The sequence below is a fragment of the Ewingella sp. AOP9-I1-14 genome, from assembly GCF_052375995.1.
In the GTDB taxonomy this organism is placed as follows: domain Bacteria; phylum Pseudomonadota; class Gammaproteobacteria; order Enterobacterales; family Enterobacteriaceae; genus Ewingella; species Ewingella allii.
In genome coordinates, this window is the sequence record NZ_JBQSVA010000001.1 from 47,960 (window position 1) to 60,602 (window position 12,643).

The 12,643-nt window shown below is 53.9% G+C and carries 12 protein-coding genes and 1 tRNA gene; 5 read left to right on the plus strand and 8 right to left on the minus strand.

Annotated elements, in window-relative coordinates; translation table 11 throughout:
* Positions 1-247 precede the first annotated feature (247 nt).
* Positions 248-337 (plus strand) — tRNA-Ser (locus ACT3RT_RS00320).
* 207 nt (positions 338-544) lie between these two features.
* Here ACT3RT_RS00320 and ACT3RT_RS00325 read toward each other — a convergent pair.
* Complete coding sequence (locus ACT3RT_RS00325; protein ID WP_485900774.1) at positions 545-1,639, minus strand: GGDEF domain-containing protein; 1,095 nt, start codon at positions 1,637-1,639, stop codon at positions 545-547.
* Between the two features lie 273 nt (positions 1,640-1,912).
* On the opposite strand from ACT3RT_RS00325, the gene dauA reads away from it, so the two are divergent.
* Positions 1,913-3,604 (plus strand): C4-dicarboxylic acid transporter DauA, encoded by a 1,692-nt coding sequence (dauA, locus tag ACT3RT_RS00330; protein ID WP_353502252.1) that lies wholly within the window; start codon positions 1,913-1,915, stop codon positions 3,602-3,604.
* 94 nt (positions 3,605-3,698) lie between these two features.
* On the opposite strand, the gene kdsA is transcribed toward dauA, so the two are convergent.
* The 6 genes from kdsA to hemA form a co-directional block, all read right to left on the minus strand.
* Entirely contained in the window at positions 3,699-4,553 is an 855-nt protein-coding gene (gene kdsA / locus ACT3RT_RS00335; protein WP_034790806.1) for a 3-deoxy-8-phosphooctulonate synthase, read from the minus strand.
* Positions 4,554-4,645: 92 nt separating this feature from the next.
* Positions 4,646-5,455 (minus strand): invasion regulator SirB1, encoded by an 810-nt coding sequence (gene sirB1, locus ACT3RT_RS00340; RefSeq protein ID WP_353502253.1) that lies wholly within the window; start codon positions 5,453-5,455, stop codon positions 4,646-4,648.
* 2 nt (positions 5,456-5,457) lie between these two features.
* Positions 5,458-5,850, minus strand: a complete 393-nt coding sequence (locus ACT3RT_RS00345) for a SirB2 family protein (protein WP_485900777.1) — start codon at positions 5,848-5,850, stop codon at positions 5,458-5,460.
* Positions 5,851-5,904: 54 nt separating this feature from the next.
* A complete protein-coding gene (prmC, locus tag ACT3RT_RS00350) occupies positions 5,905-6,741 on the minus strand; it encodes a peptide chain release factor N(5)-glutamine methyltransferase (protein WP_496202335.1) in 837 nt (278 codons plus the stop codon).
* Positions 6,741-7,823: a peptide chain release factor 1 gene (prfA, locus tag ACT3RT_RS00355; RefSeq protein WP_353502256.1), complete on the minus strand. Its 1,083-nt coding sequence runs from the start codon at positions 7,821-7,823 to the stop codon at positions 6,741-6,743. The genes prmC and prfA overlap by 1 nt, the downstream gene beginning before the upstream one ends.
* A 31-nt stretch (positions 7,824-7,854) precedes the next feature.
* Positions 7,855-9,117 (minus strand): glutamyl-tRNA reductase, encoded by a 1,263-nt coding sequence (hemA, locus tag ACT3RT_RS00360; protein WP_353502257.1) that lies wholly within the window; start codon positions 9,115-9,117, stop codon positions 7,855-7,857.
* Positions 9,118-9,447: 330 nt separating this feature from the next.
* Here hemA and lolB point away from each other — a divergent pair, with 330 nt between their 5' ends.
* The 3 genes from lolB (at position 9,448) to prs (ending at position 12,076) form a co-directional block, all read left to right on the plus strand.
* On the plus strand, positions 9,448-10,071 hold the full coding sequence (lolB, locus tag ACT3RT_RS00365) for a lipoprotein insertase outer membrane protein LolB (protein ID WP_353502258.1): 624 nt from the start codon (positions 9,448-9,450) through the stop codon (positions 10,069-10,071).
* A 1-nt stretch (position 10,072) separates the two neighbouring features.
* Complete coding sequence (ispE, locus tag ACT3RT_RS00370; RefSeq protein ID WP_353502259.1) at positions 10,073-10,933, plus strand: 4-(cytidine 5'-diphospho)-2-C-methyl-D-erythritol kinase; 861 nt, start codon at positions 10,073-10,075, stop codon at positions 10,931-10,933.
* 195 nt (positions 10,934-11,128) lie between these two features.
* Positions 11,129-12,076 (plus strand): ribose-phosphate diphosphokinase, encoded by a 948-nt coding sequence (gene prs / locus ACT3RT_RS00375; protein WP_034790822.1) that lies wholly within the window; start codon positions 11,129-11,131, stop codon positions 12,074-12,076.
* A 123-nt stretch (positions 12,077-12,199) separates the two neighbouring features.
* Here the strand turns inward: prs and ychH are convergent, their stop codons facing one another.
* Positions 12,200-12,472 (minus strand): stress-induced protein YchH, encoded by a 273-nt coding sequence (ychH, locus tag ACT3RT_RS00380; RefSeq protein ID WP_496202336.1) that lies wholly within the window; start codon positions 12,470-12,472, stop codon positions 12,200-12,202.
* Between the last annotated feature and the right edge of the window lie 171 nt (positions 12,473-12,643).

Below are 12,643 nucleotides of genomic sequence, written 5' to 3' on the forward strand. Positions count from 1 at the left end.
CTTGGTGTTAAAATCGTTTGCCTGATAATTGTTCTGCTACGAAGCATAGCTAATGACCCAGCGCGCATCATAAGCAAGATTAATAATTGGGCTTTTGCGGCCGCTTAAGGGTACTTTTGCTCTGTAAATCAGCAAATTGCTCTAACTTTGAGTAAACGATCGCTTTCCTGCAAAAGAGTGTTGACGCTGAGGGTGCTTTTCCCTACATTAGCGCCGGTCAGCAGCGCTACGGCGTGGAATGACTTACGGTGAGGTGTCTGAGTGGCTGAAGGAGCACGCCTGGAAAGTGTGTATACGCTAACGCGTATCGAGGGTTCGAACCCCTCTCTCACCGCCAAATAAAAGCAAAAGGGGCTTGGATGAAAATCCAAGCCCCTTTTGCTTTTATTACGTTGGGAGCGGCCCGGTGAGAACCCTATGTTCGACAAATTGGCAGGACAGCCAATTTGCACAGCCGAAGGCTGCCCGCAGGGCGAGGGCCATGGACGGCACGAGTGCACCCCTGATCACCTTGGCTATAGCGTAATAACCCGCCGTTTGCTTTTCAAACCTCCCTATCCCCCAATTGCGCCAACTGCAAAATAGAGCTGGCGACCACCTGATTCTTCCCCTGATGCTTGGCTTTATACAGGGCTTCATCCGCCAGTTTTATGGCTTTGCGAATTTGCATCCCCGGCAGATACAGCGACACGCCGAGCGAGGCGGTGACCTTCAGCGGACTGCCATCTTCCAGCATCATCAGATTAAGCTCGATTTCCTGACGTAGCCGCTCGGCGATTGCCAGTACCGCCTCGGGCTGATAGGCGGCGGTGATCACCAAAAACTCTTCGCCACCGTAGCGTCCGGCAAAATCTTTGCTGCGGGTGACATTGCGCAGCACGCGCCCGACTTCACTCAGCACCCGGTCGCCAATCAAATGACCATGGGTATCATTCACCCGCTTAAAATTATCAATATCAATGATGATCAGCCCACAGCTTTGGCGACGGCTCTGTTGAACCGAGAGCCGATAATCCAGACTGGCGCGGTTGCTGATTTGTGTCAGAGGGTCGGTGGCGGCCTTCACCCGAATGGCGAACACCTTTTTCATGTAGATTTCTTTAAAATTCAGGGCGTGATAGCACAGGATCATGCAGCTCGCGGTGACCAGTTGATAAAGCACCAGCGTCGCCCACGGCACCACCGAACCATAAAGGCTCGATACCAACGCAATTCGTCCCAGCCCTACCAGCAGCAAAGTGATATAAAACACCCGATGCTGGCGCTTGCGCCATACGCGAAATAAAAACAGCCCGAGCATAATGCAGCCAATCAGCAGATTATTGAGCGAATAGCCGCCGTTAAGCGCAAACAGCAAGAGATAGCACGACAGCCCGCTGAGCCAGCCACCAAAAAAGGTCACCAAAATCATCGGCAGCATTTCGAAGCTGTAATAGACATTATCGTTGAGGATCAGCCGATCCTGGGAAAGAAATAGCGCCGCGACGCCGGCCATCAGGCCAAAAGCGATGCGTTTCCAGATGTCGCCGTAGGAAGTGAAAGGCTCACTGCGGCTGAGGATAAAATAGCCGACGGATAGCGTGGCGTAAGTGACGCAAACGTCAGCATATAATTTCCCTAAGGAGGTAAAATCGGGCATTGGGAATCACGCTTCCTGAATAATAAACCCAGAGAAATAAGGACTTATCTTGAATATAGATGAACTCTTAGTTTGCTGATATCCCCGTACCGAAATTATGTCGATAGCGGCACTTTTCTCACAAAAATCGGCGGATACTATCCAGCTTGTCACCCGTCTTGTCCTTGATTTGCATCTATAACTGTTACAGAAAAAGAGCGTATCTTTACTGCTTAGCCGATGACGGGGTTGTTTCCCGCCTTAATATCCTCATCGCCATGGACGCCCGCTGTTATGCATACTTCTGCCAATCGCCCTCTTCGCCTGTTTAGCGCCTTAAAAGACGCCTGCGTTAACGAGAAATACACTGCCCAGCGTCTGCTCAAGGATGCTATTGCCGGGGTCACCGTCGGCATCATCGCCATCCCGCTGGCTATGGCGCTGGCTATCGGCAGCGGCGTACCGCCGCAAAACGGCCTTTATACCGCCGCCGTCGCCGGGATCATCATTGCCATCTGCGGCGGCTCGCGGTTTAGCGTCTCGGGGCCGACGGCGGCCTTCGTGGTGATCCTCTACCCGGTTTCCCAACAATATGGCTTATCCGGCCTGCTGCTGGCGACATTAATGTCCGGGCTGATGCTGGTGCTAATGGGCGTGTTACGCCTTGGGCGGCTGATAGAATATATTCCACTGCCGGTGACGCTCGGATTTACTTCAGGGATTGGTATCACCATCGCCACCATGCAGATTAAGGACTTTTTCGGTTTGAGCGTGGATGCCATGCCGGAACACTATCTCAGCAAGCTGCTGGTGCTGGTTCAGGCCTTACCAAGCTTTGATATAGGCGACGCCGCGATTGGCGTCGTGACGCTGGCGGTACTGATTTTCTGGCCGAAGCTTGGCTTGAAGTTGCCCGGCCATCTCCCGGCCCTGCTGGCGGGCTGCGCCGTGATGGCGATATTTATGCAAACCGGCCATTCAGTGGCGACCATCGGCTCGCGCTTCCACTACCTGCTTCCCGACGGCTCGCAGGGCAGCGGCATTCCGGCAATTTTGCCGCAATTTACCCTGCCTTGGGCAGCCACCGGCGGCGGCTCAGGTTTTAGCCTCGACTTAGTACAGGCACTTCTGCCCGCCGCGTTTTCTATGGCGATGCTGGGGGCAATTGAATCCCTGCTGTGCGCGGTAGTGCTCGACGGCATGACCGGCAAAAAGCATCATTCCAACAATGAGCTGATCGGTCAGGGGATTGGCAACATCGTGACGCCGTTTTTTGGCGGCATTACCGCCACGGCGGCGATTGCCCGCTCCGCCGCCAACGTGCGCGCCGGAGCGACCTCTCCGGTGTCTGCCGTCATTCACTCGCTGTTGGTGCTTCTGGCGCTACTGATGCTCGCTCCGCTGCTCTCATGGCTGCCGCTGGCGGCCATGGCGGCGCTGCTGCTAATGGTGGCGTGGAACATGAGCGAAGCCCATAAAGTGGTCAACCTGCTGCGTCGCGCGCCCAAAGACGACATTCTGGTGATGCTGACCTGCATGAGCCTCACCGTGCTGTTCGACATGGTGATCGCCATTACAGCGGGGATTGTGCTGGCATCGCTGCTGTTTATGCGCCGCATCGCCAAGATGACCCGCCTGAGCGAAGTGGCCGGAGATTTCGCCGCCGATGAGGCCGTCTGGCGAGTCAACGGCCCGCTGTTCTTTGCCGCCGCCGAGCGAGTGTTTGGCGAGCTTTCAGCCCGCACCTCGCAGGCCAAACGCATTATTCTGGTATGGGACCGCGTGGCGATCCTCGACGCGGGCGGGCTGAGCGCCCTGCAACACTTCATTGACGAGTTGCCGGAGAACGTCGAGCTGGTGATAACCGATATTCCCTTCCAGCCTTTGAAAACGCTGGCGCGGGCGGGCGTCAAACCTATCGAGCAGCGTTTAAGTTTCTACAGCACGCTGGCCGATGCTCAGGCCGCGAGCCAGCCAGATATTTAGAATGCATCAAGGCTGAAAAGCAAAAAGGCGCCCCGTTTGCAGAGGCGCCTTTTTTGTCTGGTGTCTGGCAATAAGCTCGCCGTACTACAGAATCTTACTTGCTGGTATCCAGAGCCGGGAAGCTTTTCACCAGATCATCAATGGCTTTCATCTGAACCAGGAACGGCTCCAGTTTAGCCAATGGCAGCGCAGACGGGCCGTCACACTTGGCGTTAGCCGGATCTTCATGAGCTTCAATGAACAGACCGGCCAGACCTACTGCCATGCCAGCACGCGCCAGTTCTGCTACCTGAGCACGACGGCCGCCAGAGGCTGCGCCGAACGGGTCGCGAGTTTGCAGGGCGTGAGTCACGTCGAAAATCACCGGATGGCCGCCAGTGGCGTTGATCATCACGTTGATACCCAGCATGTCGACCACCAAGTTGTCATAACCAAAGTTACTGCCGCGGTCGCACAGAATCACCTGATCGTTGCCGCCTTCTTTGAACTTCTCAACGATATTGCCCATCTGGCCCGGGCTGACGAACTGTGGCTTTTTCACGTTAATCACGGCGCCGGTCTTTGCCATAGCTTCAACCAGGTCAGTTTGGCGAGCCAAGAAGGCTGGCAGTTGGATCACGTCAACCACTTCAGAAACCGGCTGTGCCTGCCAGCTTTCGTGGACGTCGGTGATGATTTTCACGCCGAAGGCTTGCTTCAGGTCTTGGAAAATCTTCATCCCTTCGTCCAGACCTGGGCCACGGTAAGAATGAATAGATGAGCGGTTGGCTTTATCAAAAGAGGCTTTGAACACGTAAGGGATGCCCAGTTTCTGGGTCACGGTCACGTAGTGTTCGCAGACGCGCATCGCCATATCGCGGGATTCCAGCACGTTCATACCGCCGAACAGTACAAATGGCAGGTCATTGGCGACGTTGATATCTTTAATGCTAACCACTTTTTGTTTCATGCTTTGGCCTTATTGATTGTCTATCAGGGGCAGTTGTACAGGTAATGCACTGTATTTAAATGCCTATTTAATATTCTGCGGCTAATTCTAACTCAGTGCAAGGTAACTTGCTTGTGCTCAATCGCGTGGATTTGCACTTTAATCACTTCGGAAATCGGGTCTTCAGGACACTGCTCGACGAAGTAATTCAAATCAGAGAGCGCGACATGATTGCAATCCAAATGGGCGTAGATCAAACCGCGGTCACGAATTTCGTAAGGATCATCTGGATCGAACTCCAGCAGGGTTTCGCTGGCGCGCAGGGCCATCTCCATCTGCTTCTCTTCCATCAGCGCGGCTTTTAGCGTGTCGAGCATTCTTCGGACGATGACGTTATTTTCCGCCTCTTCCAAATCATCATCTTCAATCTCGGCGGTGACGCCCAGATTGCCCTTCAGCCAGACATGCAGAATATGTTCGCTCAGCGTGTCGCCGTTAATCGGGTTAATCAGCCACATCTCTTCGTCGAGCCAGTCGGCACGCATAATCAGCTGAGTCGGGAAAATCACCGGCATCAGCGGCAAGTCCAACTGGTGGGCGATGTGCAGGAAAATAACCCCGAGCGAAACTGGCGTGCCCTGGCGCGAAGCCAGTACTTTGTCGAGCCAGATGGCGTCTGACAGGCGATAGATGCCCCCCGCGCCGCCAAAGCCCCAGGTGCGATAAAACAACTCAATTAACACTTCAAGCTGCTGATCCTGATTGAGATCTTCCGGGATAGCCCGGCGAGCCTCCTCAACCAGCGACTGTAACTGGCGACTGACGTCATCCGCGTTGAAATCATAGCGGATGGCCTGAGTGACCAGAATGACACCGGCGCTGAGCGGCGCGGCGTTAAATTCGAAATCAGCAATGGTACTCATAGTTATCCCAATAGCAGCGGTATTTGTGTCAAGGCGAGCTTAACGATCAAGGCTAAGCATCCTATTGCCAGAATAAACGCAATCCACCGAGTGGTTTGCCGACGTGGCCGTTTACTGAGTGCAACAAACCCCAATGCGATATAGATGATAACGCCAAAAAGCTTTTCAGTCAGCCAAGGAGTCTGCGGGCTGAATGGATAAAGTCGGGCAATGATCAGCAGCGCAATGCCGCTCACCAGCAAAAGCGTATCAACCGCGTGAGGCGTAATTTTCACCCAACGCTGGTGCAGCATAGCAGAACCTGTCGATTTCCAAAAAAAGCGCAATACAAACAGAAAAATACTCACTATGACGGTGGCAATATGCAGGTATTTAAAAGCCATAAAAGCAGACATTTTACTTCCTTGTGTATTAAGGGTTACGGGCAGGCAATGAAGCAACAAGAGCCATTACGCCCCTTGCCACTGCCCGAGACTGACGCGGTCATTGCCGCCGTAATCTTTCACCGTGGCGACCTGATGGTAGCCCGCCTGACGAAACAGCTGTTGGACGTCTTTCGCCTGCTGCCAGCCGTGCTCCAATAATAGCCAGCCGCCGGCTAATAAATGCTGCGGCGCTTGCTCAATGAGAGTCTGTAAGTCGGCAAGTCCGGCGTTGTCCGCCACCAGCGCACTGGCAGGTTCGAAGCGCACATCGCCTTCAGCCAGGTGTGGGTCGGCAGAATCAATATAAGGAGGGTTACTGACGATAACGGCAAACTGCTGGCCCGCGACGGGAGCAAACCAGCTGCCTTGCACGAAACTGGCATTGGCGATCGCCAGCTTTTGCGCATTATGCTGGGCCAACTTGACGGCTTCGGGCTGTAAATCAACGCCGATGAGCTGGCAATCCGGGCGTTCGCTGGCAATCGCCAAGGCCACGGCTCCGGTGCCGGTTCCCAAATCCAACACCTTTTGCGGCGAAGACGGCAAACGCAGCAATGCCTGTTCAACCAGACATTCAGTATCGGGACGGGGGATGAGCGTGGCGGGTGAAACAGAGAGAGGCAATGACCAAAATTCGCGCTCGCCGACCAGATAGGCCACCGGCTCGCCCTGCTCACGTCGCGCCAGCAGAGCCTCTAACTGTTCAAGTTCGCTGGCCGTCAGCGGCGTTTCGCCAAAGGCCATAATAAAAGTACGCGACCGGCCGGTGACGAACCCGAGCAGAATTTCTGCATCGCGCTTGGGGCTTTCACCCGCCGACAGGCGACGGGTGGCGTCATGCAACCAATGTTGAAAATCCATTATTCCTGCTCGGACAACGCAGCAAGCTGGTCTGCCTGATACTCCTGCACAATCGGCTGGATCAGCGCGTCCAGCTTGCCTTCCATCACTTCATCCAGACGGTAAATGGTCAGGTTGATGCGGTGGTCGGTCACGCGGCCCTGCGGGAAGTTATAGGTGCGGTTACGATCGGAGCGGTCGCCGCTGCCCAGCAGGTTGCGGCGGGTTGACGCCTCTTCTGCGTGGCGTTTAGCCATTTCAGCCGCGCGAATACGCGCGCCCAGCACCGACATCGCCTTGGCTTTGTTCTTATGCTGTGAACGCTCATCCTGACACTCAACCACGATGCCAGTTGGCAAGTGGGTGATACGAATGGCCGAGTCGGTGGTGTTAACGTGCTGACCACCCGCGCCCGAGGAGCGGAAGGTATCAATTTTCAAATCACCGGCGTTAATTTCTGGCAATTCGGCCTCTGGAATTTCTGGCATCACGGCGACGGTACAGGCCGAGGTGTGAATACGCCCCTGCGACTCGGTTTCCGGCACGCGCTGCACGCGGTGGCCGCCAGACTCAAACTTCAGCTGGCCGTAGGCACCCTCGCCTGACACCTTGGCGATCACTTCTTTGAAGCCGCCGTGCTCACCTTCGTTAGCGCTGACGATTTCAACGCGCCAGCGGCGAGTTTCGGCGTAACGGCTGTACATGCGGAACAGATCACCGGCGAAAATTGCCGCCTCGTCGCCGCCAGTTCCGGCGCGAATTTCAAGGAAGCAGCTGCGTTCGTCATCGGGATCTTTTGGCAGCAGCAGCAATTGCAGCTTCTGCTCTAACTCTTCCAGCGTGGCTTTGCAGGTTTTGATTTCATCCTGCGCCATTTCGCGCATCTCTGGGTCATCGAGCATCTCTTCGGCCGCGGCCAAATCTTCCTGCGCCTGACGCCAGGTCAGAAAACAGGCAGAGACATCGCTCAACTGAGCATATTCGCGGGAGAGGTTGCGGAATTTTTCTTGGTCGGCAATAACAGTAGCGTCGCCGAGCATCGCCTGCACTTCTTCATGGCGCTCTTGTAACACTTCCAGTTTGGCAACAATAGAAGGCTTCATGCGTGGTGTTTAACCCTGTAATAAATAGGAACTATTGCTGATCCAGCCCGAGGCTGTCGCGTAAAATTTGCAAGCGCTCGACATCGCCATCGCTGGCGGCCTGCTGCAGGGAACGGGTGGGTGCGTGAATAAGACGGTTAGTCAGTTTATGTGCTAATTCGTGAATAACGGCAGAAACATCTGCTCCCTGAGCAATGGCAGCCAGCGCTTTGGCTTCTGCTTCGGCACGGACGAGATCCGCACGGGAACGGTAATCACGAATAATTTCCACCGCGCCCTGCGATCGCAGCCACGCCATGAAATTAGAACTTTCTTGCTCAACGATAGATTCCGCCTGCACGGCGGCGGCCTTACGTTGAGCCATATTGTTTTGAATAATGCTGTGCAGATCATCAACGCTATAAAGGTAGGCGTTGGCGAGTTTGCCCACTTCAGGCTCGATATCACGCGGCACGGCGATATCTACCATCAGCATCGGCTGGTTGCGGCGAGCTTTCAGCGCGCGTTCCACCATGCCTTTACCGATGATCGGCAGCGGGCTGGCGGTGGAGCTGATAATAATGTCGGCATCGGCCAGACGCGCGTCAATATCTTGCAGCGTGATCACTTCAGCGCCCACTTCGCTTGCCAGCACCTGTGCCCGTTCGCGGGTACGGTTAGCAATCATCATGTGGCGAACTTTGTGCTCACGCAGATGGCGCGCCACCAGCTCGATAGTTTCCCCCGCGCCCACCAGCAATACGCTGACGTCAGACAAGGATTCGAAAATCTGCCGGGCCAGAGTACAAGCTGCGAAAGCCACGGAAACCGCGCTGGCACCGATATCGGTTTCAGTGCGTACGCGCTTGGCGACGGAGAAGGATTTTTGGAACAGGCGCTCAAGTTCACCCGAAACCGCCTGCCCGTGTTGGGACTCAGCGAAGGCTTTTTTCACCTGACCGAGAATTTGCGGCTCGCCGACGACCAGCGAATCAAGGCCGCTGGCCACGCGCATAAGATGACTGACGGCGGCGTTATCCTGATGCCAATAAAGGCTTTTACGCACTTCATCGGCACTGAGATGGTGATAATCACATAACCATTTAACCAACTGTTCCTGAAGATTTTCCTGCTGTTCCACGCTGAGATAAAGCTCAGTTCGGTTACAGGTGGACAACACGACACCGCCCTGCACCAGGGGTTGCTGGAGCAGACTAGAGAGCGCCTGTTCAATGGTCTCGGGAGAAAAAGTTACCCGTTCACGCAAAGAAACCGGTGCGGTTTTGTGATTGATACCTAATGCAAGCAGGGTCATAAGGAAGCGTTTTTCGAGTAATACTTATGTTGGTATGGGTTTACGTCTGTGGCGCATTCTACAAGATGAGCCGGATCAATAAAAGCAAAGCAGCATTATCCGTTAAAGTTGTTGAAGCAACAGACGATTTCGATGACTTCGAGCTTACTGGATCTCCTCACTGCGTACTTCAATATCAATGATAGCCATGATCTATCAAGGGCTACTCTTTTTTCTTGAAACAATTGCGGCCTTTCTCAGTGGCTAACGTGCTCGACGTCAGTATGCTAAACTGACCATCGCCGAATTTGCCCAGGCATTTTGCCTCAGCACCCAAGGATTTAATCTGTTATGCCAATGCGTAAAGCTCATTTAGTTCGTCTTCTTCCTCTTGCAAGCCTGGTGCTTGCCGCCTGTTCCATCAATGCTCCTAAGGGTCCGGCGACCAGTCCGACTTCCCCTCAGTGGCGTGAGCATGAGGCGCAAATCAAGCAATTAGAGCACTATCAAACGCGTGGCTCCTTCGCCTATATCTCAGATAAACAAAAAGTTTATGCCCGCTTCTTCTGGCAGCAATACACGCGTGACAACTACCGCCTGTTGTTGACCAACCCACTCGGCAGCACCGAGATGGAGCTGAAAGTCCAAAGCGGCGTCGCCCAGTTGACCAATAATGAAGGCAAGAAGTACACCAGTAACAATCCTGATGAGATGATTCAGAAGCTGACCGGCATGTCGATTCCGCTGGCTAACCTGCGTCTGTGGATGCTGGGCCTGCCGGGCGATGAGAGTGATTTCACCCTCGACAGCCAGTACCGCCTGTCCAAAGTTAACTACAGCCAACACGGCCAGCAAGGTACCGTGGTGTATCAGAGCTACAGCGACGATATGATCCCATCATTGCCGAATCGCCTGGAACTGACCGAAGGCGACCAGCGCATCAAATTGAAAATGGACAGCTGGACCTTAAACTGAGATGACGCAATTGTGGCCTTCTCCGGCTAAACTCAATTTATTCCTTTATATCACCGGCCAGCGCGCCAACGGTTATCACGAACTGCAAACCCTGTTTCAGTTTGTCGATTATGGCGACAGCCTCTCTTTCGTGCCGCGCAACGACGGGCGAATTGTCCTCACTACCCCCGTCGAGGGCGTCGCGGACGAAGATAATTTGGTGGTTCGCGCCGCGCGTTTGTTACAACGTCACGCAAACTGCTCGCTTGGCGCGGACATTTCGCTCATCAAACGCATCCCGATGGGCGGCGGACTGGGCGGGGGTTCCTCTAATGCCGCGACGGTATTGGTAGCACTGAATGCCCTGTGGGAGTGCGGCCTGTCAGATGAACAACTGGCCGCGTTAGGCGTCACCTTAGGCGCAGATGTTCCGGTGTTCGTGATGGGCCATGCCGCCTTTGCCGAAGGCATTGGCGAGATACTGCAACCCGTCGCGCCTGAGGAAAAATGGTATTTAGTGGCCCACCCGGGCGTGCATATCCCGACCCCGATGATTTTTGGCGATCCTGAGTTAACCCGCGACACGCCAAAACGGCCGATAAATGTGCTTTTAAGCACAGCGTGGACAAATGATTGCCAACCGATTGCGATAAAACGTTTTTGCGAGGTTGAACAGCTTGTTTCTTGGCTGTTAGAATACGCGCCGTCACGTATGACGGGCACGGGTGCTTGCGTTTTCGCCGAATTTGCGACCGAGCATGAAGCCCGTCAGGTTTTGAATCAGATTCCATCGTCGGTCACCGGGTTTGTAGCTAAGGGCGTCAACGTCTCTCCCCTGCACCGTTTCCGCGAAGAATGGCTGAGAGCAGCAGGCAAAGCGTAGAGCGTCACGGTCCCGTTTCCCGTGTCTGTTCTTTGCCAGCCTCTCACTCTGTAACAGAGCCAAGATTTTCGTAGTATTGGTTGTAAAGATGTACCGAAGTATTTTTTCTCGTAAGCATAATGCTGTGGCATCGCTCACCGCCCGGTGGTGCCATAAGCCAATGTCTTCCCTGGACGCAAGCCTGAGGTTCTTCTCGTGCCTGATATGAAGCTTTTTGCTGGTAACGCCACCCCGGAACTAGCACAACGTATTGCCAACCGTTTATACACCAGCCTTGGTGACGCCGCCGTCAGTCGTTTTAGCGACGGTGAAGTAAGTGTGCAAATCAACGAAAATGTACGTGGCGGAGATATTTTCATTATCCAGTCCACCTGCGCACCTACTAACGATAACCTGATGGAACTGGTCGTGATGGTTGATGCCTTACGCCGCGCTTCCGCCGGCCGTATCACTGCGGTCATCCCTTATTTTGGTTATGCACGTCAAGATCGCCGGGTGCGTTCAGCCCGTGTGCCAATCACCGCCAAAGTGGTTGCAGACTTCCTTTCTAGCGTCGGTGTTGACCGCGTTCTTACCGTAGATTTACACGCCGAACAGATCCAGGGCTTCTTCGACGTACCGGTTGATAACGTGTTCGGTAGCCCGATTCTGCTGGAAGATATGCTGCAACAGAATCTGGAAAACCCAATCGTGGTTTCCCCAGATATTGGTGGTGTTGTCCGTGCTCGCGCCGTGGCAAAACTGCTCAACGACACTGACATGGCTATCATCGACAAACGCCGCCCACGCGCTAACGTTTCTCAGGTGATGCACATCATCGGTGACGTTGCTGGCCGTGACTGCGTGCTGGTTGACGACATGATCGACACCGGCGGCACGCTGTGTAAAGCCGCTGAAGCCTTGAAAGAGCGCGGTGCTAAGCGCGTTTTCGCTTATGCCACGCACCCAATCTTCTCTGGCAATGCCGTCGAGAACATCAAGAACTCCGTGATTGATGAAGTGATTGTCTGTGACACCATTCCGCTGTCTCCAGAAATTCGCGCACTGAAGAAAGTTCGTACTCTGACTCTGTCAGGTATGCTGGCTGAAGCGATTCGTCGCATCAGCAACGAAGAGTCTATCTCTGCGATGTTCGAACATTAATCTGGTTCCCTTCTGCTTGCGGAAGGGGCTGATTAGCGAGCATAAAAAACCCGTTATTGTTCGCGCAATAACGGGTTTTTCTTTGGCCGATCGGCAAAGCTATAGGTTGTTAATCGCCTAGTGTTAAGAATGACGATGATTCTTGCGGCAGCGGGCATCATAATGACGAACCCAAAAATAACGGTCGGCAACGCGTTCACGGCCACCGATTCGCGCCCCTGCTAGCCATAAAATCGCACCAAGAAAGATGCTGGCTATTGCGCCATGGGCTAAAAATTGCGGTAAATTCAGACTCGGCATCTGATTCAGAATGGAGTATCCAACCCCGCCGACCATAGTGACCAGACCAAGCCCCATCAGCACGTTACCTAATACTGTTGCGGTTTTACGTTTCATATGTCACCTCCAGTAATCCATCAATTGAACAGGTCTATTTCTGTTTTCCTAGCTCAAAGTGTAGTCGTCGGGTGGGTTTTACTTTGCGGCAACGATCACAGACAGAGAACATAGCATGACAAATCTTTACGTTTTGTTGTCACTTTCATTTGAAGGGTGAATGGTTTTCTT

Excerpts from the sequence above, each read along its gene's own strand:
- dauA (WP_353502252.1), top strand. The coding sequence starts at position 1,913 with ATGCATACTTCTGCCAATCGCCCTCTTCGCCTGTTTAGCGCCTTAAAA.
- ACT3RT_RS00345 (WP_485900777.1), bottom strand. The coding sequence starts at position 5,850 with ATGTCTGCTTTTATGGCTTTTAAATACCTGCATATTGCCACCGTCATA.
- prmC (WP_496202335.1), bottom strand. The coding sequence starts at position 6,741 with ATGGATTTTCAACATTGGTTGCATGACGCCACCCGTCGCCTGTCGGCG.
- hemA (WP_353502257.1), bottom strand. The coding sequence starts at position 9,117 with ATGACCCTGCTTGCATTAGGTATCAATCACAAAACCGCACCGGTTTCT.
- sirB1 (WP_353502253.1), bottom strand. The coding sequence starts at position 5,455 with ATGAGTACCATTGCTGATTTCGAATTTAACGCCGCGCCGCTCAGCGCC.
- ispE (WP_353502259.1), top strand. The coding sequence starts at position 10,073 with ATGACGCAATTGTGGCCTTCTCCGGCTAAACTCAATTTATTCCTTTAT.
- ACT3RT_RS00325 (WP_485900774.1), bottom strand. The coding sequence starts at position 1,639 with ATGCCCGATTTTACCTCCTTAGGGAAATTATATGCTGACGTTTGCGTC.
- prfA (WP_353502256.1), bottom strand. The coding sequence starts at position 7,823 with ATGAAGCCTTCTATTGTTGCCAAACTGGAAGTGTTACAAGAGCGCCAT.
- kdsA (WP_034790806.1), bottom strand. The coding sequence starts at position 4,553 with ATGAAACAAAAAGTGGTTAGCATTAAAGATATCAACGTCGCCAATGAC.
- ychH (WP_496202336.1), bottom strand. The coding sequence starts at position 12,472 with ATGAAACGTAAAACCGCAACAGTATTAGGTAACGTGCTGATGGGGCTT.
- lolB (WP_353502258.1), top strand. The coding sequence starts at position 9,448 with ATGCCAATGCGTAAAGCTCATTTAGTTCGTCTTCTTCCTCTTGCAAGC.